The sequence below is a fragment of the Dietzia timorensis genome, assembly GCF_020742175.1.
GTDB lineage: Bacteria > Actinomycetota > Actinomycetes > Mycobacteriales > Mycobacteriaceae > Dietzia > Dietzia timorensis_A.
In genome coordinates, this window is record NZ_DYXM01000276.1 from 55,249 (window position 1) to 77,670 (window position 22,422).

Annotated in this window: 19 protein-coding genes; 11 read left to right on the plus strand and 8 right to left on the minus strand. The window is 65.5% G+C overall.

Annotated features, from left to right (window positions below; all coding sequences use genetic code 11):
* Window positions 1–4: 4 nt before the first annotated feature.
* The 9 genes from K8V11_RS14445 to secG all read left to right on the plus strand — a co-directional run bounded on the left by K8V11_RS14445 (window position 5) and on the right by secG (window position 9,561).
* Entirely contained in the window at window positions 5–517 is a 513-nt protein-coding gene (locus K8V11_RS14445) for a PH domain-containing protein (protein ID WP_303915800.1), read from the plus strand.
* A gap of 14 nt (window positions 518–531) precedes the next feature.
* Window positions 532–2,625 carry an excinuclease ABC subunit UvrC gene (uvrC, locus tag K8V11_RS14450; protein WP_303915803.1) on the plus strand — a complete coding sequence of 698 codons (2,094 nt, stop codon included), beginning with the start codon at window positions 532–534 and terminating at the stop codon, window positions 2,623–2,625.
* A 10-nt stretch (window positions 2,626–2,635) separates the two neighbouring features.
* The gene (gene rapZ / locus K8V11_RS14455) at window positions 2,636–3,544 is read left to right on the plus strand and encodes an RNase adapter RapZ (protein ID WP_303915806.1); all 909 of its coding nucleotides are present in this window, start codon (window positions 2,636–2,638) and stop codon (window positions 3,542–3,544) included.
* A 9-nt stretch (window positions 3,545–3,553) separates the two neighbouring features.
* The gene (gene yvcK / locus K8V11_RS14460; protein ID WP_303915808.1) at window positions 3,554–4,579 is read left to right on the plus strand and encodes a uridine diphosphate-N-acetylglucosamine-binding protein YvcK; all 1,026 of its coding nucleotides are present in this window, start codon (window positions 3,554–3,556) and stop codon (window positions 4,577–4,579) included.
* 117 nt (window positions 4,580–4,696) lie between these two features.
* The gene (whiA, locus tag K8V11_RS14465; RefSeq protein ID WP_303915811.1) at window positions 4,697–5,680 is read left to right on the plus strand and encodes a DNA-binding protein WhiA; all 984 of its coding nucleotides are present in this window, start codon (window positions 4,697–4,699) and stop codon (window positions 5,678–5,680) included.
* A gap of 255 nt (window positions 5,681–5,935) precedes the next feature.
* Complete coding sequence (gene gap, locus K8V11_RS14470) at window positions 5,936–6,952, plus strand: type I glyceraldehyde-3-phosphate dehydrogenase (RefSeq protein WP_303915816.1); 1,017 nt, start codon at window positions 5,936–5,938, stop codon at window positions 6,950–6,952.
* Window positions 6,953–7,073: 121 nt separating this feature from the next.
* On the plus strand, window positions 7,074–8,285 hold the full coding sequence (pgk, locus tag K8V11_RS14475) for a phosphoglycerate kinase (RefSeq protein ID WP_303915819.1): 1,212 nt from the start codon (window positions 7,074–7,076) through the stop codon (window positions 8,283–8,285).
* Between the two features lie 28 nt (window positions 8,286–8,313).
* On the plus strand, window positions 8,314–9,117 hold the full coding sequence (gene tpiA, locus K8V11_RS14480) for a triose-phosphate isomerase (protein ID WP_303915824.1): 804 nt from the start codon (window positions 8,314–8,316) through the stop codon (window positions 9,115–9,117).
* Window positions 9,118–9,321: 204 nt separating this feature from the next.
* Window positions 9,322–9,561, plus strand: coding sequence for a preprotein translocase subunit SecG (gene secG / locus K8V11_RS14485; RefSeq protein WP_067471077.1), 240 nt, complete (start codon window positions 9,322–9,324; stop codon window positions 9,559–9,561).
* A gap of 126 nt (window positions 9,562–9,687) precedes the next feature.
* Here secG and pgl read toward each other — a convergent pair whose 3' ends face one another.
* The 5 genes from pgl to tkt all read right to left on the minus strand — a co-directional run bounded on the left by pgl (window position 9,688) and on the right by tkt (window position 16,261).
* Entirely contained in the window at window positions 9,688–10,440 is a 753-nt protein-coding gene (gene pgl, locus K8V11_RS14490) for a 6-phosphogluconolactonase (RefSeq protein ID WP_303915828.1), read from the minus strand.
* A 29-nt stretch (window positions 10,441–10,469) separates the two neighbouring features.
* The gene (locus K8V11_RS14495; RefSeq protein ID WP_303915831.1) at window positions 10,470–11,390 is read right to left on the minus strand and encodes a glucose-6-phosphate dehydrogenase assembly protein OpcA; all 921 of its coding nucleotides are present in this window, start codon (window positions 11,388–11,390) and stop codon (window positions 10,470–10,472) included.
* The gene (gene zwf, locus K8V11_RS14500; protein WP_303915834.1) at window positions 11,387–12,949 is read right to left on the minus strand and encodes a glucose-6-phosphate dehydrogenase; all 1,563 of its coding nucleotides are present in this window, start codon (window positions 12,947–12,949) and stop codon (window positions 11,387–11,389) included. The genes K8V11_RS14495 and zwf overlap by 4 nt, the downstream gene beginning before the upstream one ends.
* A 94-nt stretch (window positions 12,950–13,043) precedes the next feature.
* Complete coding sequence (gene tal, locus K8V11_RS14505) at window positions 13,044–14,144, minus strand: transaldolase (RefSeq protein ID WP_303915837.1); 1,101 nt, start codon at window positions 14,142–14,144, stop codon at window positions 13,044–13,046.
* Window positions 14,144–16,261 carry a transketolase gene (tkt, locus tag K8V11_RS14510; RefSeq protein WP_303915841.1) on the minus strand — a complete coding sequence of 706 codons (2,118 nt, stop codon included), beginning with the start codon at window positions 16,259–16,261 and terminating at the stop codon, window positions 14,144–14,146. Before tkt ends, tal begins: the two co-directional genes overlap by 1 nt.
* A gap of 322 nt (window positions 16,262–16,583) precedes the next feature.
* Between tkt and K8V11_RS14515 the strand changes: the two genes are divergently transcribed.
* Window positions 16,584–17,624 (plus strand): heme o synthase, encoded by a 1,041-nt coding sequence (locus K8V11_RS14515; protein ID WP_303915844.1) that lies wholly within the window; start codon window positions 16,584–16,586, stop codon window positions 17,622–17,624.
* A gap of 66 nt (window positions 17,625–17,690) precedes the next feature.
* Here K8V11_RS14515 and K8V11_RS14520 read toward each other — a convergent pair whose 3' ends face one another.
* A complete protein-coding gene (locus K8V11_RS14520) occupies window positions 17,691–18,659 on the minus strand; it encodes a quinone oxidoreductase (protein ID WP_303915847.1) in 969 nt (322 codons plus the stop codon).
* A gap of 60 nt (window positions 18,660–18,719) precedes the next feature.
* On the opposite strand from K8V11_RS14520, the gene K8V11_RS14525 reads away from it, so the two are divergent.
* Complete coding sequence (locus tag K8V11_RS14525) at window positions 18,720–20,309, plus strand: hypothetical protein (protein WP_303915849.1); 1,590 nt, start codon at window positions 18,720–18,722, stop codon at window positions 20,307–20,309.
* A gap of 111 nt (window positions 20,310–20,420) precedes the next feature.
* On the opposite strand, the gene K8V11_RS14530 is transcribed toward K8V11_RS14525, so the two are convergent.
* Window positions 20,421–21,344 carry a heme A synthase gene (locus tag K8V11_RS14530; RefSeq protein ID WP_303915858.1) on the minus strand — a complete coding sequence of 308 codons (924 nt, stop codon included), beginning with the start codon at window positions 21,342–21,344 and terminating at the stop codon, window positions 20,421–20,423.
* 195 nt (window positions 21,345–21,539) lie between these two features.
* On the minus strand, window positions 21,540–22,313 hold the full coding sequence (locus K8V11_RS14535) for an ABC transporter permease (protein WP_303915852.1): 774 nt from the start codon (window positions 22,311–22,313) through the stop codon (window positions 21,540–21,542).
* Between the last annotated feature and the right edge of the window lie 109 nt (window positions 22,314–22,422).

The window sequence follows — 22,422 nt, forward strand, 5'->3', positions numbered from 1 at the left end:
GCACGTGAGCGGCGAAGAGCAACAGTCGAACTCCGACACCCGCAATTCGGAATGGGAGCTCGAGTTCCGCCCGAAAAAGCTCCGCGTGTGGACCGTCGCCATCGCGGTGGTCGTGCTTATTCTCCACATCATCTGGGCACTCACGCTCACCGCGGGCCGCGATACCGGGGTCCATATCGGTAGCGCCGATCAGCTCGCGTTCGTTGCCATCGGCATCATCCTGGCAGGATTGATTCTCCTGCTGCTTCGTATCCGGATCCGCGCCGGATCCTCGGGCGTGGAACTCGCAGGCCTGCTGGCAACGAAACTCTACCGCTGGGAAGACATCGTCGGCTTCACCTTTCCTCTGTCGGCGCAGTGGGCGCGACTCGAGCTTCCCGCGTACGAGCACGTGGGCATTCCGGCGATTCAGGCGATGGACGGCGATTCCGCCGTGACCGCCATGCACGCACTCCGCGACGTCGCACTCAAGTACAAGCCCAGCGCCGCGGACCCCGAAAACGTCGCCGACCGATAGCCTGCGGAGCCACTATGGATCCACAGAGCTACCGCCCGGCCACGGGGACCATTCCCACGGACCCCGGCGTGTACCGATTTCGCGACGAACACGGACGAGTGATCTACGTCGGCAAGGCCAAGAACCTTCGCTCGCGGTTGGGAAACTATTTCCAGGACCTCACGCTCCTGCACCCGCGCACACGCCAGATGGTGACGTCGGCGGCATCGGTTGTCTGGACCGTGGTGGGCACGGAGGTCGAAGCGCTCCAACTCGAGTACACCTGGATCAAGAAATACGATCCCCGATTCAACGTCCGCTACCGCGACGACAAGTCGTACCCGATGCTCGCCGTCACCCTTAACGAGAAGTACCCGCGACTGTTCGTCTATCGGGGGCCGCGGCGCAAGGGAGTGCGCTACTTCGGTCCGTACTCGCACGCGTGGGCGATCCGCGACACGCTCGACACGTTGACGAGGGTCTTTCCCGCGAGAACGTGCTCCGCCGGGGTGTTCAAGCGACACGGACAGCTGGGAAGGCCGTGCCTGCTCGGCTACATCAACAAATGTAGTGCGCCGTGTGTCGACCGCGTGAGCGCCGACGAACATCGCGCGATCGTGATGGAATTCTGCGACTTCCTATCCGGCAATACGCGGCCGATCGTCCGGCGCCTGACCAAGGAGATGTCCGCCGCGGCCGAGGATCTGGATTTCGAGCGTGCGGCCCGGCTTCGCGACGATCTCAGTGCCATCGAGCGCGCGATGGAGAAGCAGAACGTAGTTCTCTCCGACGCGGCCGACGCCGACGTGGTCGGTATCGAGATCGACGAGCTCGAAGCCAGCGTCCAGGTGTTCCACGTACGCTCCGGTCGTATCCAGGGCCAGCGAGGCTGGGTGGTCGAGCACTCCCACGGCGTCGGGCCCGATGGGGAGTTCCGCCAGGAAGATGCGGCGCCCGACGTCATCGCCGACTTTCTCGGCCAGTTCTACGGCACGGAGGCCGAGCAGGTTGCCACGGCCGACGAGCCGGTGGGCGTTGCCGTTCCCCGTGAGGTTCTCGTGCCTGCACTCCCAGCGGAGGCAGAGCCGCTCTCCGAGGTGCTTACGGAGCTCCGTGGATCGAAGGTCTCGCTGCGTGTTCCGCAGCGAGGGGAGAAGAAGGATCTGGCGGAGACGGTCCATCGCAACGCGATGGAGGCACTCAAGCAGCACAAGCTCCGCAGGAGCGGTGACCTGACAACCAGGTCGGAGGCGCTCGCCGAGATCGCGGAGAATCTCGGTCTCGACCAGGCGCCCCTGCGCATCGAGTGCGTCGACATCTCGCACACCCAGGGCACGGATGTCATGGCGTCGCTCGTAATCTTCGAAGATGGTCTGCCGAAGAAATCGGACTACAGGACCTACCGGATCACCGAGGCCGCAGGGGACGGGCACTCCGATGACGTCGCGTCCATTGCCGAGGTCACCAGGCGGCGGTTCCGCAGGCACCTTCACGCGCCCACGGACACCCCCGACGACATCTACGAAACCGCCGAGGGCGGTGCTGTAGTCGAAGACCAGGTTCCCGAGTCGTCATCGAGAAAGTTCGCCTACCCTCCGCAGCTTTTCGTGGTCGACGGCGGGAAGCCGCAGGTCGAGGCTGCACAGGATGTTCTGGACGAACTCGGGATCACCGATGTGCCCGTCGTGGGGATCGCGAAGCGGCTCGAGGAGATATGGGTCCCGGGGGAGGAATTCCCCGTGATTTTCCCGCGACAGGGGCAGGGTTTGTACATGCTCCAGCGGCTTCGAGACGAAGCGCACCGGTTCGCTATTCGCGCGCACCGAGGAGCGAGAAGCAAACGCATGACCTCCTCGCGTCTCGACGAGATCCCAGGTCTCGGGCCCACGCGACGAAAGGCGCTGATCGACAAATTCGGCTCGATCGCGGCGATCTCCGCGGCGAGCGTCGCCGAGCTGCAGGAGGTCCACGGGATCGGGCGCAAGGCGGCCGAGAACATCGCCGATGCTCTAAGTACGAACTCACCGGCCGTACGCGGAAAAATGAAAGACTTGGACGCAGCCGCAGCCGCAGTGGCAGACGAAGACACCGATGCGGCGGCGCCCGGCGGGGCACCGAAAGAAAGTTGAGGTCGAAGCGATGGCCCGTACTCCACACAATCCATTTCCCACGAAGAATCCGATGCTGCCCGATCAGGAGTTCCTGCTTGTCACCGGAATGAGTGGGGCCGGCAAGAATGCGGCGTCGAAGGTTCTCGAGGAATTCGGTTGGTACGTGGTCGACAACCCGCCCATCGAAACTTTCCCCGCGCTTGCTCAGGTTGCCACCAAGCCCGACGAGCCGATCATGCGGCTCGCGGTGGTCCTGGACGTGCGCACGCTCGGCCTGATGAACAACCTCAATCTCGTCTACAGGTTCATCGCCGCATTCGGAAACCAACTTCGGGTGCTGTTTCTCGATGCTTCCGAGGACTCTCTCGTGCAGCGGTTCAATTCCGTCCGTCGCCGTCATCCCCTCCAGACCGGAGACGGGATCGTCGACGGCATCAACAAGGAGCGCGACCACCTCACGGGGCTATACACGCGCGCTGACGTCGTCGTGGACACCTCCTCACTGTCGGTGCACGACTTGCGCCGCAGGCTTGAGGTTCCGTTCGGTAACCCCGAGTTCGGTTTCCAGGTGATCGTCGAATCGTTCGGTTTCAAATACGGCGTTCCCAGGGACGTCGACCTCCAGCTCGATATGCGCTTCCTCCCGAACCCCTATTGGGTTCCCGAGCTGCGACGCTTTTCCGGCCGCGATGCCGCCGTCTCCGAGTACGTGCTGTCCGACCCGAGCGTCGAGGAATATCTCGAGAACGCGGAGAAGATGGCCGAGATCGCGATGGACGGCTATCGCCGCGAGGGCAAGCGCTACATGATCCTCGGGGTGGGCTGCACCGGCGGAAAGCATCGAAGTGTGGCGGTGGCGGAAGAACTCGGTAAGCGCCTACGCACACTGGACAACGTCGAGGTCGCCGTCGTGCATCGCGATCTCGGTCGGGAATAGAGGCTTCATATGCATCCGGATTCTCCTTCCGCCCGCAAGATTTCCCGCACGAATGAGTCGGTCGACTCGAACCTGGACGTGGGTTCGCTCGTCGCCTTCGGCGGTGGACACGGGCTCGCCGCCACGCTTTCGGCGGCTCGGCGGATCGCGTCGAGGCTCACGGCCGTCGTGACCGTGGCCGACGACGGTGGCTCCTCGGGTCGATTGCGCCGAGAGCTCGGAATCTTGCCCCCGGGAGACCTGCGTATGGCGTTGTGCGCTCTCGCGGGTGAGTCGGAGGAGCACCAGGATCTCGCCTCGCTTTTTCAGCACCGCTACGGGGGGAACGGAGCTCTTGCTGGACATGCCGTGGGCAATCTCGTTTTCGCGGGATTGTGGGAGCAACTCGCCGACCCGGTTGCGGCACTCCGGGTGGTGGAGGACCTGCTGGGTTCGGTCGGAAACGTCATGCCGATGTCGCCGGTGGCGCTGGACATAGCAGCCGACGTCTTTGGGCTTGAGGCCGATCCACGGGTCGTAAGAACGATCGTCGGGCAGGTGGCGGTCGCGTCGACCCCCGGGCAGGTGCGGCGCGTGCGACTCATCCCGTCCGATCCTCCCGCCACGCCGGGCGTCGTGGAAGCCATATCCGAGGCGGACATGGTCGTTCTCGGGCCGGGTTCCTGGTTCACATCGGTGATTCCCAACGTCCTGGTTCCCGAGATCTCCACCGCGCTCGCGCAGACGCCGGCGAAGAAGGTGCTCGTGCTCAATCTTGCCCCGCAGCCGGGGGAGACAGCCGGATTCTCGACAGAGCGGCACCTACACGTCCTGCGCCAGCATGCGCCCGGCCTCGATTTCGATGCCATCGTCCTGGACCCGCGAACGGGACTGAGCGAGGGAGAGATGGGACAGGTCAACCGGACGGCGGAATCTCTCGGCGCGCAGGTGGTGATGGCCGAGGTCGCGAAGCAATCCGCGAACGGCGGTATCCGTCCAATTCACGATCCGGAGGCGCTGGGAGAGGCCCTCGGCCGTATCGGGCGAGCCAACTGAAGCGGATTCCGCGATCCGACATCGAGACGATTATTTCCGGGGCGCCGCACGCCGTGAATCCCAGTTACTTACACTTGTGAGCGCATATCTGCGCACAAGCACATTAAGGAGCCATCAATGTCGCTGACCGCCCAGGTCAAGCAAGAACTCGTGCGTGTTCACGACAATCGCGAGTCTGCCCGGCGCGCAGAGGTGGCCACGATCATCCGCTACGCCGGAACCCTGCAGCCGATGTCCCATCGCCTCGTCATCGAGGTCGAGGTCGAGAACTCCGACATCGCCTACCGCCTGTCGGGCGAGCTCGATTCGCTGTTCGGGTCCCGGCCGGAGATTCACCAGATTGGCACGGGCACGGGACGTAGCGGCCACAAGCACGTGCTCCGAATCCTCGACAAGGGCACCGATATCGTACGGCTTCTCGGGCTCGTCGACGGTCGGGGTTTCCCCGTCAAGGGGCTGCCGCCGGCTCTCGTTCGAGGGGCCCTGCACGACGCGCAGGCGGTTTGGCGTGGCGCGTTCCTCGCCCACGGCTCGCTTACGGAGCCCGGCCGTTCCGCCGCGCTGGAAATCACGGCACCGAGCACCGAGGCGGCGATGGCTCTCGTCGGGGCGGCACGCCGGCTGGACGTCACCGCAAAGGCCAGAGAGGCACGTGGCTCCGATCGCGTAATGATTCGCGACGGCGAGGCCATCTCGACCCTGCTCGGTGTGATCGGTGCGCCGAAGACCAAGTCCGCGTGGGATGATTCCCGGTCGCGTCTCGAGGTCCGCGCCACAGCGAATCGGCTTGCGAATTTCGACGACGCGAACCTGCGCCGCTCCGCCCGGGCCGCAGTCGCGGCGGCGGCCCGCGTGGAAAGGGCGCTCGACATTCTCGGTGAGGACGTTCCCGACCATCTGCTCACCGCGGGAGAACTTCGCACCACCCATCGCCAGAGTTCACTTGAGGAGCTCGGCCAGCTCGCCTCGCCACCGATGACCAAGGACGCAATAGCCGGGCGCATCCGCCGCCTGCTGTCCATGGCCGATCGAAAGGCCGCGGAACTCGGCATTCCCGACACCGATTCGGCCGTGACCGAGGAACTCCTCGACGAGGAGTGAACTCCGACGTCATAATTCCGGGATGCCTCCCGCAGCTACGTGGGCAAGTTCGCTAGGGTGGAGGCCGTGGGCTGCGAAAATCGCGGCAATACCCGCTGGACCACCACGTATCCGTGGCGTTTGCTCGCCGCCGGGACCCAAAGGGTCGCGGAGGACCGGCGCAATCGGTTCCATCGGGGTGCATCCCGTGTGGGCAGCCCCCGCAACGGACCCAGTAAAAGCTCAAGACTTTTCACATATCTCTAGGAGTAAGTCGTGACCGTACGCGTAGGCATCAATGGCTTTGGCCGCATTGGCCGTAACTTCTTCCGCGCAGTCGAGGCCCTTCGCGCCGCCGGCAACACCGACATCGAGATCGTGTGTGTCAACGACCTCACCACGAACGATGCCCTGGCGCACCTTCTCAAGTACGACTCGGTGCTCGGACGCCTCGGCGAGGACGTCACGTACGACGACAACTCGCTAACCATCGGCGACCGCAAGATCGGTGCACTCGCTGTGAAGGAAGGCCCGGCGGCAGTGCCGTGGGGCGACTACAACGTCGACGTTGTCGTCGAGTCGACCGGTATCTTCACCGACGCGGAGAAGGCCAAGGGCCACCTCGAAGGCGGAGCCAAGAAGGTCATCATCTCCGCTCCGGCGAAGAATGAGGACATCACCATCGTGATGGGCGTCAACGACGACCAATACGACGGGTCGCAGACCATCATCTCCAACGCCTCGTGCACCACGAACTGCCTGGCGCCGGTCGCCAAGGTCCTCAACGACGAGTTCGGCATCGTCAAGGGCCTGATGACCACCGTTCACGCGTACACCGCGGACCAGAACCTGCAGGACGCGCCGCACAAGGACATGCGCCGCGCCCGTGCCGCCGCAATCAACATGGTGCCGACCTCCACCGGTGCCGCGCAGGCCGTTTCGCTCGTGCTCCCCGAGCTCAAGGGCAAGTTCGACGGCTACGCCGTCCGCGTCCCGCTGCCCACCGGCTCCCTCACCGACCTCACCGCCGAGCTCGAGAAGAAGGCGACCGTCGAAGAGGTCAACGCCGCGATGAAGGCCGCCGCCGAGGGACCGCTCAAGGGCATCCTCAAGTACAACGAGGACCCGATCGTGTCTTCGGACATCGTTACCGACCCGCACTCGTCGATCTTCGACGCTCCGCTGACCAAGGTCATCGATGGACAGGTGAAGATCGCCTCCTGGTACGACAACGAGTGGGGCTACTCCAACCGCCTCGCCGACCTCGTCTCCCTGGTCGGCAAGTCGCTGTAAGTACCGCTCCGGTACCCATCGACTCTCAGAAGAGTCCACGAACAATGCCCAAGTCGCGTGCGGCAGATCCGCGGCTTGGGCATTGTTCTCTATCTGCAATTCCAACGATTTCGAGGTACTCATGAACGTCAATACTCTCGACGACCTGCTGTCCGCCGGCGTCTCCGGCCGCAAGATCCTCGTGCGCTCGGACTTCAACGTTCCGCTCGACGGGTCAACCATCACGGACACCGGCCGTATCACCGCGTCCATCCCGACGCTCAAGGCTCTCCTCGACGCTGGTGCGGCGCTCGTTATCACCGCCCACCTGGGCCGCCCCAAGGGCGAAGCCGACCCCGAGTTCTCGCTCGGCCCCGTCGCCGAGGAACTTTCCTCCCAGCTGGATCAGTACGTACAGCTCGCCGATGACGTCGTCGGATCCGATGCACGCGAGCGCGCGAATGGCCTCACCGACGGAGACGTACTGCTCGTCGAGAACGTCCGATTCGATCCTCGCGAAACGTCCAAGGACGACGCTGAGCGAGCGGAGTTCGCCAAGGAACTTGCGTCGCTCGTGGGCGAGGACGGCGCATTCGTGTCCGACGGATTCGGCGTGGTCCACCGCAAGCAGGCTTCGGTGTTCGACGTCGCCTCGCTGCTCCCGTCCTACGCGGGCAAGCTCGTCCAAGCCGAGGTGGACGTGCTGCAGTCGCTCACCGGCGACACCAAGCACCCCTACGCCGTCGTGCTCGGCGGCTCGAAGGTCTCCGACAAGCTCGGTGTCATCGAGTCCCTCGCACCCAAGGTCGACACGCTCGTTATCGGCGGCGGCATGTGCTTCACGTTCCTCGCGGCCCAGGGCTACAGCGTCGGTTCGTCCCTGCTGCAGGACGATATGATCGACACCTGCAAGGACCTCCTCGCCCGGTTCGGCGACGTCATCGCCCTTCCCACCGACGTCGTCGCCGCCGAGGGTTTCGCAGCCGACGCGCCGCACGAGACGGTGGCCGTCGACGCAATCCCTGAAGGGAAGATGGGCCTCGACATCGGACCCGAGTCCGTGAAGGCATTCGCGGAGAAGCTCGGCGCCGCGAAGACGATCTTCTGGAATGGGCCGATGGGCGTGTTCGAGTTCCCGGCCTTCGCAGCCGGCACCCGTGGTGTCGCCGAGGCCATCATCTCGGCGACCAAGGACGGGGCGTTCTCCGTCGTCGGTGGCGGTGACTCCGCCGCCGCCGTGCGCACGCTCGGCCTTGGCGAGGAGAATTTCTCCCATATCTCCACAGGCGGCGGAGCTTCCCTCGAATATCTCGAGGGCAAGGAACTGCCGGGCGTCACCACGCTCGCCAAGTAAGCGTTTCGAACCGAAAAGGAAGGCAGTCATGTCCACCAGTTCGCGCACGCCGCTCATCGCCGGCAACTGGAAGATGAACCTCAATCACCTCGAGGCCATCGCGCTCGTCCAAAAGGTGTCCTTCGCACTTCCCGACAAGTACACCGAGAAGGTCGACGTCGCGTTTATCCCGCCTTTCGTCGATATCCGCGGGGTCCAGGTCGTCGTCGAGGGCGATAAGCTCCCGTTCGCGTATGGCGCGCAGGATGTCTCGGCACACGATTCGGGCGCCTACACAGGCGAGGTCTCCGCCTCGATGCTCGCCAAGCTCGGCTGCACCTACGTGGTCGTCGGCCACTCCGAGCGCCGCGAATACCACGCCGAGACCGACGAGGTCGTCGCCGCGAAGGCGGCAAAGGTACTCGAGGCGAACATGACGCCGATCGTGTGCGTCGGCGAAAAGCTCGAGATCCGCGAGGCAGGAACCCACGTCGACTTCGTCGTCGAGCAGCTCAAGGGTTCGCTAGCTGGGCTGAGCGCAGAGCAGATCGGCAAGTCCGTCATCGCCTACGAGCCCGTATGGGCCATCGGCACGGGCAAGACCGCCTCCGCCGCCGATGCCCAGGAGGTGTGCGCTGCGATCCGTTCGGCGCTCGCCGAGATCGCCGGGGCAGAGGTAGCAGCGAAGGTTCGCGTGCTTTACGGAGGTTCGGTCAATTCCGGCAACATCGGCGAACTGATTACGCAGGACGATATCGACGGCGGCCTCGTCGGCGGCGCCTCGCTCAAGCCCGACGAGTTCGCCCAGCTGTCCGCCATCGCCGCGGACGGCCCCCTCGGTGGCTCCAAGTAGCACAATCGCCCTCGCCGTCACCGCGCTTGCCGCGTGTCGGCGGCGTGGCGATTGGCAGGGAGGCGAACGGAATCGGTAGAGTTGACCGAGTTGTGCACGCACCCTGGTGGATTTGTTCGCCTGGCTGCGGGCCGGTCAACGCTTAAGTCGCGTGAACTGCGGAATTTCCGCAGATCGCGCCACTGGGAAAGGAAGCGGCAGCGAATGAAGATCGCGCTGGAAATCCTGCTCGTCCTGAGCAGCCTGTTGTTGCTGTTCCTCGTGCTCATGCACCGGGGTAAGGGCGGCGGCCTGTCCTCGCTGTTCGGCGGCGGCATGCAGTCGAGCCTGTCGGGTTCGAGCGTCGTCGAGCGGAACCTCGACATTTACACCGTCGCGGTCGGCCTCTTCTGGCTCGCATGCATCCTGGTCTACGGGCTGGGCGTGACCTTCGAGTTCCTCTAGCCTCTCGCGCCACCCACTGGCGCTCGGTTCAGAACTTCACATGTACGACGGCGGACGCCGGATCTCACCCAGAGTTCCCGGCGTCCGCCGTCATTTATCCATGTGCTTCCCGGGCCGGCGCAGCCGCTAACGCCCGATTTCGGCGGCCGCTGCCTCGTCGAGGAACCACCGCGTCGAGGACGTGCCCCGCGCCCCTGCCGCCGGCCACTGCTTCGGATCCGCACCGTCGAGCGCCGCTGCAGCCGCCTCGGCCTTCTCCGACCCGGCGACGAGGAAGAACACGTGCGCCGAGCGGCGCACGACGTCGAGGGAGTAGGTCATCCGCTCGGGCGGCGGCTTGGGGCAGTCGTGCACGGCCATGACGTCGGCCGCGTCGGAGGCGACCTGAGGGCTGTGCGGGAACACCGAGTTCACGTGCCCCTCGCCGCCCATTCCGAGCAGGAACAGATCGAAGGTCGGGGAATCGCCGGACGGAAGTGGATGCGCGGCGGCGAAGCTCGCGGCCGCCTCATCGACGTTCGCGGCGCCGTCATCGCCCGGGGCAGGCCAGTCGACGAGCGTATACCCGGAGACCCGATCCAGTAGCGCCTCGCGGACCTGCGCGGAATTGCGCTCGGGATCGCTTCGCGGGACGAAACGTTCGTCCCCGAAATGCACCTCGACGCCCGTCCAATCGATGTCGGCAGCGGCGAGGCGACGCGCGGTTCGCAGACCTGCGCCGCCTCCGGTGAGGCTGATGCGTGCGGGCCTGCCCTGGGTCTCACGAGTCTCGGCTAGTACCTCTGCGATTGCGTTCGCGGCGGCAGCGGCGAGCTCATCGACATCGGAGTGAATGAAGGTCTCCGGATCGGGGAAGTACGCGGGATCGAAGCGTGACATGTCGAGCCTCCTCGGCAGGGGACGGGCGATCAGCGGTCTGACGACGTGTTGTGGATGACTCTGTCCAGGCCTGTGAGTGCCTCGGCATAGATCTCGTCGGAATCCATCCGGCGCAGGTCCTCGGCGAGGCACTCGGCCACGGAGCGGTCGGGCAGCGGGGCGCGCATCGGCTCCTGCCCGGTGATGCGCACCTCGACGGTGCGCGAGTTGATGCCCTCGATGACGATATTCCCGCTCTTCCGCTCGAGCACGACCATTTGCTTGCCGACGGCGCGACGCACGTCGATGCCCAAGCGCGCGGCGAGCCACCCGCATGCGAGGTCGATGGATCCCGCAGATTCGGGGCCACCGACGGTGGCGGCGGTGATCTTCTCGTACGGCGGCTGGTCGAGGAGCGAGGTCATGAGAGCGCGCCACGGGGTGATGCGCGCCCAGGCGAGGTCGGTGTCGCCGGGGGAGTATCCCGACGCGCGCTTGGCGAGGGCGTCGGTGGGGTGGCCTTCGGCGTCCGAGTCGGTGATGCGCCGCTGGCAGAGCTGTCCGATACGGTCGGCGACGAGATTGGTCGGGGAGTTCCTCGGCCACCACGCGGCCACCGGCGTGTCGGGGAGCAGGAGTGGCGTGGCGAGCGCGGCGCCCTGGGTGGTGAGCCCGCCGCTCGTGCGCAGCACGATCACCTCGGACGCGCCGGCGTCGCCGCCCACGCGAATCTGCGCGTCGAGACGGTTGGCCGAGGCCCGGTTACCGCGGATCACGACGATGACGCGGCACGGGTGCTCCCGGGACGCGTTGTTCGCCGAGCGGATAGCCGATTCGGAGCCGACGACCTCGTTGGTGACCACGATGAGCGTGAGCACGCGGCCGATCATGGGCAGGCCGGCGTTTTCGCGGAGTTTGACCAGCCGCTTGTTGAGCGCTGCCGTCGACGTATTGGGAAGATCGATGATCATGGTCGCCTCCAGCTTCGGCCGTCGCGTTGCAGCATCTTGTCGGCGCTGCTGGGGCCCCAGGTTCCGGCCGGGTACGTCTCCGGCCGCCCGCGCGAAGCCCACTCGTCGAGCACCGGGTCGAGCAGCATCCAGCTCAGCTCGACCTCGCGGGATTCGGGGAACAGCGAGGGTGCCCCGAGCAGGACGTCGAGGATGAGCCGCTCGTAGGCCTCAGGGGAGTCCACGGTGAAGGATTCGCCGTAGTCGAAATCCATCGACACATCGCGCACCTCCATCGTCGTCCCCGGGGTCTTGGAACCGAATCGCAGTGTCACGCCCTCGTCGGGCTGTACGCGGATCACGAGGGCGTTGGAGCCGAGCTCCTCGGTCATCGTGGAATCGAACGGCAGGTGCGGGGCGCGGGCGAAGACCACGGCGATCTCGGTGACCCGCCGCCCGAGCCGCTTGCCGGTGCGCAGGTAGAACGGGACTCCGCCCCACCGCCGGTTATGCACCTCAAGGGTGATCGCCGCAAACGTTTCTGTGGTCGAATTCGGGTCGTAGCCCTCTTCCTCGTGGAGGCCGAGGACCTTTTCGCTGCCCTGCCAACCGGCCCCGTACACGCCGCGCGCGGTGGTGTCCTCGATGGGCTCGGCAAGCGCCGCCGATTCGAGCACCTTGATCTTTTCCTCCCGCAGCGCCGCCGCGGAGAAGTTGATCGGTTCCTCCATGGCGACGAGCGCCATGAGCTGGATGAGGTGGTTCTGGATGACGTCGCGGGCCGCGCCGATCCCGTCGTAGTATCCCGCGCGGCCTCCGAGGCCGATGTCCTCGGCCATCGTAATCTGCACGTGGTCGACGTAATTGCTGTTCCACACGGGTTCGAACAGCTGGTTGGCGAAGCGCAGCGCCATGATGTTCTGGACGGTTTCCTTGCCCAGGTAGTGGTCGATGCGGAACACCGACTTCTCGGGGAACACCGCGGCGACGACGTCATTGAGTTCGCGCGCGCTGTCGAGATCGTGCCCGAAGGGCTTTTCGATGACGACACGGCGCCACGAATCATGCCCGGGCTTGGCAACCCCGGTGCGGTCGAGTTGCCGGCACACCACCGGGAAGTCGTCCGGCGGAATCGACAGGTAGAACGCGATGTTGCCGGCGGTCTTGCCCGCGGAGCCGAGCTCGTCGAGGGTCTCGGCGAGGCTGTCGAAGCCCTCCTCGCCGTCGAACGTGCCGGTCACGAACCGTAGCCCCTCGGCGAGGCGCTCCCACACGTCCTCGCGGAACTTCGTGCGCGAGCGTTCCTTCGCGCACTGCTTGGCGAATTCCGCGAAATCCTCGTGATCCCATTTCCGGCGGCCGAAACCGATGAGCGCGAAACCCGGTGGCAGCAGTCCTCGGTTGGCGAGGTCGTAGATCGCCGGAATGAGCTTCTTGCGCGACAGATCCCCGGTGACTCCGAAGATGACTATCCCGCACGGCCCCGCGATCCGCGGTAGCCGCCTGTCACGCGGGTCGCGCAGTGGATTGGTCCACTCCTCGTCCGCGACGTCCTCGTCTACGTGTACCTCAGAGCTCACCGGCCCCATGCCCTTTCTCGGCAGTGCAATTGGATAAATGCACGATGACGGCGGAGCGCTGAGAAATTAGGTGACTCCGCCGTCATACAGCTGGTTAAACCTGTGCGCGTACGGCGTCGTAGAGATCGTTCCATGCCTTGATGAACTTGTCGACGCCCTGGGTTTCCAGGAGCGCGAAGACCTCCTCGAGATCGATGCCCTCATCGGCGAGGCGCGCGAACACCGACCGAGATTCCTCCTCGAAGCCGCGGACGGTGTCGCCGGTAACCTCGCCGTGCTCGGCGAACGCGGTGATCGTGTCCATCGGCAGCGTGTTGACGGTGCCGTGGGTTACGAGCCCGGTGACGTACATCGTGTCGGGGTAATCGGGGTTCTTCACGCCGGTCGACGCCCACAGCAAGCGCTGGGGCTGGGCGCCGGCGGAAGCGAGTTCCTTCCAATCCGCGGTGCGGGTGATGTCCTGGAATTCCGCGTGGCACAGGCGTGCACCTGCGAGCCCGGCGAGGCCGCGCAGCTCGGAGTCCTCGGACAGCCGGCTGTCGACCTCTGTGTCGAGACGCGAGACGAACACGGAGGCGACCGAGTGGATCGCCGAGATGTCGTGGCCGTTGGCGTGCGCGGCGGCGAGACCGGAGATGTAGGCCTGCGCGACCTTGCGGTAGCGGTCGGGGGAGAAGATGAGCGTGACGTTGACGTCGACGCCTTCTGCAAGCACCCGGCTAATCGCCGGAAGGCCCTCGAGGGTCGCCGGGATCTTGATCATCACGTTCGGGCGATCGACGGAGGCTGCCAATTCGAGCGCCTGGGCGACGGTGGCCTCTGTGTCGTGCGCGAGCCGCGGATCGACCTCAAGCGAGACGCGACCATCAACGCCACGTGAATTGTCGTAGATCGGGCGGAGGACGTCGCAGGCGCGGCGCACGTCCTCTGTCGTGAGTTCGCGGACCACGTGGTCGACAAGCTCGTCGCCTTGCGCGCCGTCGGCGCTCGAGACTGCCTCGGAGACCGCACCCGAGTAGGCGTCACCATCGGCGATCGCCGCCTTGAAGATCGCGGGGTTGGTCGTCACACCGACGATGGCGAGATCCTTGGTGTATTCGTCGAGCGTGCCCGAGTCGATGAGGTCCCTGTTGAGATCGTCGAGCCAAATGGAAACGCCCGACGCCGCAAGGGCGGCAAGGTTGGCGTTGGTCATCAGTTGTCCTCTCGGCCGCGTGCGGCCTTCGCCGCGTCGATCGATTCCTCCGCCGCCGCGACCACAGCTGCGGAAGTGATGCCGAATTCGTTGTAAAGCGTCTGGTAGTCGGCGGACGCACCGAAGTGTTCGAGCGAGACCGCGCGGCCATGATCACCGAGGAGCCGGTGCCACGGCATCGCGATGCCCGCCTCCACCGAGACGCGTGCGCGTACCTCCGGAGGAAGCACGTCGTTGCGATACGTCTCGTCCTCCTCGAGGAACCAGTCGTAGCACGGCACCGACACTACTCGTGCTCCGATTCCGCGTCCGCCGAGTTCCTCGGCGGCCTCGAGCGCGAGAGCAACCTCGGAACCGGTGGCGAGGAGAACGACATCGATCCCTTCCTCCGAGTCGCGGAGCACGTAACCACCGCGCTCGACCCCGTCGCGGGCGGAATCCTTCGTGCCCTCGAGGACGGGAACGTTCTGGCGTGTGAGCGCAAGCCCTTTCGGTCCGGGCTTGCTCACTGCGGCGGCCCACGCGGCGGCGGTCTCGTTGGCATCGGCCGGGCGCAGGATCGACAGGTTCGGGATCGCGCGGAGGGCGGCGAGCTGTTCCACCGGCTGGTGGGTCGGGCCGTCTTCGCCGAGGCCGATCGAATCGTGCGTCCACACGTAGGTCACGTGAGTGTTCTGCAGTGCCGCGAGGCGGACTGCAGGGCGCATGTACTCCGAGAAGATGAGGAACGTACCGCCATATGGGAGCGTGTTCCCGTGCAGTGCGATGCCGTTGAGCACCGCAGCCATGGCATGTTCACGGATACCGAAGTGGAGGTTACGGCCGTACGGGTTCGCCGAGAACGACGACGTCGAGATCGACTCGGGGCCGAAGGACGATGCGTCCTTGATCAGCGTGTTGTTCGAGCCGGCGAGATCGGCGGAACCGCCCCACAGCTCTGGGAGCGTGGCGGCGAGCGCCTGAATCGTCGCCTCCGAGGCTTTGCGGGTCGCGATGCCCTTGGCATCGGGCTCCCAGGTCGGAAGCTCGCCATCCCAGCCCGAAGGCAGGTCGCCGCTGCGTAGGCGGTCGTACAGGTCCTTCCGCTCCGGATTGGCGTTGGCCCACTGCGCGAAGAGCTCGTCCCATTGCGCGTGAACACGCGCGCCGCGCTCGAGAGCCTCTCGCGTGTGCTCGATGACGTCCTGGGAGACCTCGAACGGTGCGGTGCCTTGCAGGCCCACCGCCTCGCGCACGGCCTCGACCTCGTCCGCGCCGAGCGCGGCGCCGTGCGAAGAGCCGGTGTTCATCTTCTTCGGCGCCGGGAAGCCGATCACCGAACGCAGGACGATGAGCGACGGCTTGTCGGTAACCTGTCGAGAGGTCTTCAGCGCTTCCTCGATCGCCTCGAGGTTGTTTGCGCCATCGACGTGCACGACGTGCCAGCCGTAGGCCTCGTAGCGCGCCGCGACGTCCTCGGAGAAGGCGATGTCGGTGTCGTCCTCGATGGAGATGTTGTTCGCGTCGTACACCACGACGAGGTTGCCGAGCTGCTGTGTGCCGGCAAGGGAGGACGCCTCGGAGGTGACGCCCTCCTGCATGTCACCGTCGGAGGCGATGACGTAGACGAAATGGTCGAAGGGGCTCTTGCCCTCGGGAGCCTCCGGGTCGAACAGACCGCGCTCGAAACGCCCCGCCATGGCCATGCCGACTGCGGTGGCCAGTCCCTGCCCGAGAGGACCCGTGGTCGTTTCCACGCCCTTTGTGTGGTGAACCTCCGGGTGCCCCGGGGTGAGGGATCCCCATTTACGAAGTTGTTTAAGGTCCTCGATCTCGAGTCCATACCCGGCGAGGTAGAGCTGAATGTACTGCAGAAGGCTGGCGTGGCCTGCGGAGAGTACGAAACGATCGCGCCCGGTCCAGTCGGCGTCCGCCGGATCGATCCGCATCACGCGCTGGTACAGGGAGTAGGCGAGCGGAGCGAGGCTCATCGCGGTGCCGGGGTGGCCGCTTCCGCAGTTCTCGACCGCATCCGCAGCGAGCATCCGCGCCGTCGCCACGGCCTTGGAATCCAGTTCGGTCCAGTTGGACGGATTGCTGTCTTTGGTGAGTTCGGCAACTTCCGAAGGACTGAACACTGTAGAGGCACTCCCATTTTGTCTATTAATTGCAAGGTCAATGGTTCACTTTGCCCGAAGGGTAATCGGCTGCGAGCGAGAATCACCGACACGCGTACCCCTCCAGCCTAGTGACGCCAGCCCGAAAGTGTCTGCCCGCCTACCGTCGACGGACCATGATTGCGTCTTGCTTTGAGGCGGCACGTAGACTGATAAAGCAATTGGCACTCGGCGCGCCGGATCTTCGGTGCGCGCCAGTTTGCCATAAAGCGATCGTCCATCCGCGCGGCGCCGTGAATCCAGTGCTTCGGAAAACAGCGCACGGCGCGATCAGAGGAGAGCAGTGCACGAGTCCAGGCAAGGTCGGGGTGACGTTTCGGCGTCGGCAGATTCTCGGCAACCGGATGGAGCCGGCGACACCGTCCCCGGCGCCGCTGCCACCGAATCCGTCTCTTTCGGTCGGCGGGTGCTCGACGTTCTCGGGGCTTACCTCGCTCTTACCAAACCGAGAGTCATCGAACTTCTCCTGGTCGCCGCCATCCCGGCCTTGCTCCAGGCGGATCGCGGCAACGTCCACCTATCACTCACTTTGCTCACTCTGGTCGGTGGCTGGATGGGCGCGGCCGGCGCCAACACCTACAACATGGTGGTCGACTACGACATCGACCAGGTGATGAAGCGCACGGAGAAGCGTCCGCTGGCCCGCCACGCGGTCACTCGCCGTGCGGCGTTCATATTCGCAACGACCCTCACCATCTGTTCGATGCTGTGGCTCGGTTTGCTCGCGAAGAGTTGGCTCGCCGCAGGATTCATTCTCGCGACCGTCTTGTTCTACGTGCTCGTCTACACGATGATTCTCAAGCGGCGTACCTGGCAAAACGTTGTGTGGGGCGGCGCGGCCGGGTGCATGCCGGTACTCGTTTCGTGGGCCGTCATCGCCGACCATCTGCCCGAAGGGCAGGACGCCAATTGGTGGCAGGCGATCGTCCTGTTCCTCATCATCTTCTTCTGGACGCCGCCGCACACGTGGGCACTGTCCATGCGCTACAAAGAGGACTACAAGGCCGCCGGCGTGCCGATGCTGCCCGTCGTCAAGACGCCGATCGAGGTCACCCGTCAGATCCTCATCTACACGTGGGTTACGGTGCTTGTCACGTTCCTACTCATTCCCGCCGCCGGCTGGATCTATGCTGTCGGCGCGGTCGGCTTCGGCGCATGGTTCCTCATCATGGCGCACCGCCTGCACGCAGGCGTCAAGCGCGGGGTCGAGGTCAAGCCGCTCGCGCTGTTCATCCTCTCGAACAATTATCTCGCCGCCGTGTTCGTCGCGCTTTCCGTCGATGCGGTCCTCGGCCTCCAAACGATCTCCGGATACCTTTCCTGACGTCGAACGCCGCGGCCCCAAGGGGAGCCGGGGCGTTCTGCTGAAGTCGGTCCCGCCAGATTCAGATCAGGCCAAGGGATCGAGGACGATCGAACCCGTCGTGGCACGTGCTTGTAGCGCCCGGTGTGCGCGGGCCGCTTCTGACAGCGGGAACGTCGCGCCCACATCCAGCGTCAGTTCGCCGCGGGCGAGCGCACCGAGTACGTCATCGGCGCGCGCAAGGAACTCTTCGCGCGTCGGGATGAAGTGCGCGAGCGTCGGCCTCGTGAGCTGCAACGATCCGCCGGAGTTGAGCCGTTGGATGTCGAACGGCGGCACCGGTCCGGACGCGGCGCCGTAGAGCACCATCGTGCCGCGGGTCTGGAGGCTCCCGAGCGAGTTGTTGAACGTGCTGGCCCCCACGCCATCGAAAACCGTCGCCACTCCGCCGTCAGACATTCGTCTGATTGTCTCGGGGGTTGCATCCTCGTACCGCAACACCGCCTGCGCACCCCTCGCGCGCGCGATCTCGGCCTTGTCCTCGGTGGAGGTGGTGGCGATGACCTTGAAGCCCTTGTCCACGCACATCTGGATGAGCAGTTGCCCGACACCGCCGGCGCCGGCGTGGACGAGCACGTAGTCGCCGGGGACCGCGCGGTGCGTGTCGTTGACCAGGTAGTGCGCGGTCATTCCCTGTAGAAGCGCGGAAGCGGCGACGTCATCGGACAGCTCGTCCGGAACCCTGACGGCATGCGCTGCCGGAACTCGCACGTATTGGGCGTAGCTCGATTCCGCGCGGCACCACGCAACGCGATCGCCGGGCGCGAATTCGGACACGCCGGTACCCACGGTGACGACAACTCCGGCGCCCTCGTCGCCGGGCACGTACGGCGTCTCGCGTGGGTAGATGCCCTCGCGGAAATAGGTGTCGATGTAGTTCACGCCGATGCGCACCGGACGTACGAGGATCTCGCCGATTCCCGGCTCGGGATCCTTGACTTCCGTGTACTCGAGAACGTCTGGACCGCCATGTGAGAAAACGACTATTGCATGCATACTTCAAGTATTCCCCGTGGCGAATCGGGATTGCCACTACCGGTCGGTAAGATGGCTGGCATGACTTCCTCGCAGGGCAGCGGCAAACTGCAACTTCACTCGCGATATGGGCAGGGCCCGAAGGCAAAGGCCGACGGAGCGATCTCCTTGTCCGGCGGCACATCCGGAGGTACGGACTCCGCCGAAAAGGCGACCGCCCCCTCCGGAGAAGCGACCCCGTCGGGGGATGACGCCGGAGCCGGCGCCTCCCAGGACGCCGCCGAAGCGACCCCACAAGTTGAGAAGCCAGCCGCCGAGCCGGAGGCCACCGGGGCAGAGGAAACTGCAACCGACACCACGGATTCGGGTAGCCGGAACGCAGGGCTCAAGGTTGGTGCTCCGGCTTCCGAACCGGCCGAGGGGTCGAGCGGCAAGCTGAAGCTCGGCGGTTCTCGCGCCAAGGCGCCCGGCGGAGGTGCCAACACACTCGTGCCCGCCGGTGGCGCCGCAGCCGGGGCGGCCACTACCGACTCCGGCCCCGCGTCTGACTCTGCCCCCGAGGAGTCCTCCGCGGATAACGCGCCGGAAGATGCTTCTGTCGAGACTTCGTCCGAAGAGGCGAAGGCCACCGAGCCCGAGACACCTGAGGCCGAGACTTCTCAGGCCGAAAAGAAGACGGGCGGTGCGCCGGCGTCTGGCGGCGGGCTCTCCCTCGGCGGTGGATCGAAAGCCAAGGCGCCCGGTGGCGGCAGCAACAAGCTCGCGCTCGGAGGTGCTGCGGCGGCCGCAGGCGCGGGCGCCGCTGCTGCAGCAACGGGCTCGTCCAGCGCGACCGACGCAGACGCAGACAAGAAGGAAGCCCCGTCCGAGTCGGCCACAGATTCCACCGAAGAGAGGAAGACCTCCGGGGCTCCGGCTGCAGGCGGCGGCCTCAAGCTCGGGGGCGGTTCCAAGGCGAAGGCTCCGGGCGGCGGCTCCGGTGGGCTGAAGCTCGGCGGCGGCACCTCCGCCTCGTCCGCGCCGTCGGACGAGTCCTCGGCGAAGGAGACCCCGGCCGAGGCCGAGAAGCCCGCTGCGGATGAGCCTAAGAAGGTCGCTCCGAAGAGCGGCGGGGCCCAGGGCGGACTCAAACTCGGCGGCGGCTCGAAGGCCGCCGCCCCGGGCGGAGGTTCCGGTGGGCTGAGTCTTGGTGGTGGAAAGTCCGAGTCCGGATCGGACGATTCCTCGGCCGAGAAGTCAGACGACAACTCGGGAAAGACCGCTGCGGCAGCCACGGCTGCCGGTGGCGCGGCCGCTGCGGGCGCCGCCGCGGCGTCGACGTCTACGAAGAAGGACGAGACGGCGGAGAAGGAGCCGGAGGCGCCGGCCGAGCCCGAGGGCCCGAAGGCGCCGGAGAAGACCGTGAAGAACGTGAAGAAGTTCATCCGGGCCCATGGGGATTCGGCGTACGTCGTCATCCAGCCTGTCGGTCGACGCGGTGTGCGCTTGTCTCTTGTCGGAGATGACGGCGTACTCGGTGATCAGTTCGTCGACACCCTCGAACAGGCTCATGCGGTCCTCGAGGCGGTTCCCTCGCTCGAAGAGGACGATTGGTCGAAGAAGACCACGCTCAAGGTCGATGTTCCCGCCGGACACTGGAAGAAGATGGCAGGTTCGTCCAAGCTCGTCTGATCCTCGGGGCCTCGCCCCGTTATACGAAAATGGCCCGGCACACGCCGGGCCATTTCTCGAATCGGTACGTCCGCAGCGGTACGTCCACGAGCCGCCATTCGGCGGCGACCTCTAGTCGGCCGTGGCCGACACTGGCGCGGCGCCGCGCGAGCGGCCCGATGCCCACAGCATTCCCGTCAGTGCGGTGACAATGCCCGCGCCGGCCACGTGCGCGATGACGAGAAGCTCGGGGACGCCCATCCAGTACTGGACGATGCCGATGAGCCCCTGACCAAGCACACCAATGGCCAGATAGATGGCGCGGCGCTTGACGAGGCGCTCGGCGCCGACGGCGTAAAGCGCGAATAGGAGCCCGATGACCAGCGCGAGATAGGCGAGCATCAGCTCGCCGTGAATGTGGGCGAGCAGGTCGATGTCGATCTGGAGCCGCTCATGCGCGCCGACGCGTGCGTCGCCGGCGTGCGGTCCGGCCCCGGTGACCAAGGTTCCGGTCACGAGAACGGCGGCCAGGGCCACACCCGAAAGCAGCGTGAGCAACCGCAGCGGGGTCCCGACGGTGCGCCGGACGGGCTCGTCGTCGTCCTCGCGGATACGGGCGAACAGCATCGACGCGAACCATACGAGTGCCAGCGACGGGATGAGGTGAATTGCGACGGTCCACCACAGGAGGCCGGCGAGTACGGTGATACCGCCGACTATGCCCTGGGCGAGAATACCGAAAGGCATGATCCACGCAAGCATCTTCAGATGCTTCCGGCGTCCCGCGCGCAGCACGGCGAGCAGGAGCGCGATGGACACCGCCGTCAGCACGAACGTGAGCGTTCGGTTGCCGAACTCGATGATCTGATGGATCCAGGGCGCCGCGCCCGGCACCGGGACGAAGCTGTCGCCGTTACAACGCGGCCACGTCTCGCAGCCCAGACCGGAGGCGGTTACACGGACCGTGGCGCCGGACGCCATGATCCCGATCTGGCAGATGAGGTTTGCCAGCGCCAGCCACCACTGTGTCCGCAGGCTCGGCTCGGGCAGCCGCATCAATAGCGAGCGGGCCTTGCCGCCTGGTTCCCGCACTTGGGCGTTGGGATCGGTGGAGGGTCTTGCGTCCGACTGGCTCGTGCTGCTCACACCTACCGATTGTATTGCCGACGCCGTCATTCCCAGCATTTGGGTGGAGCAATACCCCATTTATGACGTCGGACGTCACACCCCTCGTACCAGCCGCGACCTTCCCTACGTGAACGAGAAATAGCGCGAAGCCGCCGTCACCCCGAGAAGAGACCACGCCGCCAGGACGATGAGCTCCATCGCAGGGAAGCTCCCGCCAAGAGATTCGCCGATGCCCGCCGTCAGCGCATAGGAGGGGATGATGAGCAGGACGTTGTGCAGAGAATCGGAGACTTCGACGATTCCGGTCGCAAGCCCCGCGAAGCCGAGCAACACGAACCAGATGAGGTTTGCCAGGCCAAGCGTGATTTCGGCTTTGAGCGTTCCGCCGAGCAGTAGTCCGAGGCTGCAGAATGCCGTAACGCCGAGCACTATGGGGATAAGCGCCAGAAGAAGGCCACCGATCGAGGGCCGCCAACCGAGTATCGCGGCGATAATGCCGAGGATCACCAGCTGACCTAAGACGATGACGAGGACCGCGGCGACCTTGCCGCCGACGATGATCGAGCGCGGCAGCGGCGTGCCGCCGAGGCGTTTAAGCGCGCCATAGCGGCGGTCGAAGCCGACCGCGATTGCCTGGCCAGTAAATGCGCTCGACATGATGGCCACGGCGAACACCGTCATTACGGCGTGCTCGACACGTGGATCCGGGATGGCGCCCTTGCCCAGCAATGTGAGCCCGAAGAGCAGCGCGACCGGGATGAACAGGGCGAGGAGCAGCTGTTCGCCGTTGCGCACGAACAGGGAGACTTCCATCCGGGTCTGGGAGCGCAGCATCGCCGCGCGCGTCGCAGGGGCCGAGGGGATGGAGAAAGTTCCGGCGGGGAATCGCTCGCTCATCGAAGGTCCTTCCCGGTGAGCTCCAGGAAGACGTCTTCCAAGGAGCGTTCGTGGCGTCCGATTCTCTCGATCGCCATCTCGCGGGTGGCGAAGTGGGCGCAGGCGGCGG

What these genes read in the sequence shown, in the direction of transcription:
- tpiA (WP_303915824.1), top strand. Translation starts at nt 8,314, where the DNA reads ATGTCCACCAGTTCGCGCACGCCGCTCATCGCCGGCAACTGGAAGATG.
- secG (WP_067471077.1), top strand. Translation starts at nt 9,322, where the DNA reads ATGAAGATCGCGCTGGAAATCCTGCTCGTCCTGAGCAGCCTGTTGTTG.
- pgk (WP_303915819.1), top strand. Translation starts at nt 7,074, where the DNA reads ATGAACGTCAATACTCTCGACGACCTGCTGTCCGCCGGCGTCTCCGGC.
- K8V11_RS14495 (WP_303915831.1), bottom strand. Translation starts at nt 11,390, where the DNA reads ATGATCATCGATCTTCCCAATACGTCGACGGCAGCGCTCAACAAGCGG.
- K8V11_RS14520 (WP_303915847.1), bottom strand. Translation starts at nt 18,659, where the DNA reads ATGCATGCAATAGTCGTTTTCTCACATGGCGGTCCAGACGTTCTCGAG.
- K8V11_RS14530 (WP_303915858.1), bottom strand. Translation starts at nt 21,344, where the DNA reads ATGCGGCTGCCCGAGCCGAGCCTGCGGACACAGTGGTGGCTGGCGCTG.
- rapZ (WP_303915806.1), top strand. Translation starts at nt 2,636, where the DNA reads ATGGCCCGTACTCCACACAATCCATTTCCCACGAAGAATCCGATGCTG.
- pgl (WP_303915828.1), bottom strand. Translation starts at nt 10,440, where the DNA reads ATGTCACGCTTCGATCCCGCGTACTTCCCCGATCCGGAGACCTTCATT.
- tal (WP_303915837.1), bottom strand. Translation starts at nt 14,144, where the DNA reads ATGACCAACGCCAACCTTGCCGCCCTTGCGGCGTCGGGCGTTTCCATT.
- K8V11_RS14525 (WP_303915849.1), top strand. Translation starts at nt 18,720, where the DNA reads ATGACTTCCTCGCAGGGCAGCGGCAAACTGCAACTTCACTCGCGATAT.
- K8V11_RS14535 (WP_303915852.1), bottom strand. Translation starts at nt 22,313, where the DNA reads ATGAGCGAGCGATTCCCCGCCGGAACTTTCTCCATCCCCTCGGCCCCT.
- yvcK (WP_303915808.1), top strand. Translation starts at nt 3,554, where the DNA reads ATGCATCCGGATTCTCCTTCCGCCCGCAAGATTTCCCGCACGAATGAG.
- whiA (WP_303915811.1), top strand. Translation starts at nt 4,697, where the DNA reads ATGTCGCTGACCGCCCAGGTCAAGCAAGAACTCGTGCGTGTTCACGAC.
- uvrC (WP_303915803.1), top strand. Translation starts at nt 532, where the DNA reads ATGGATCCACAGAGCTACCGCCCGGCCACGGGGACCATTCCCACGGAC.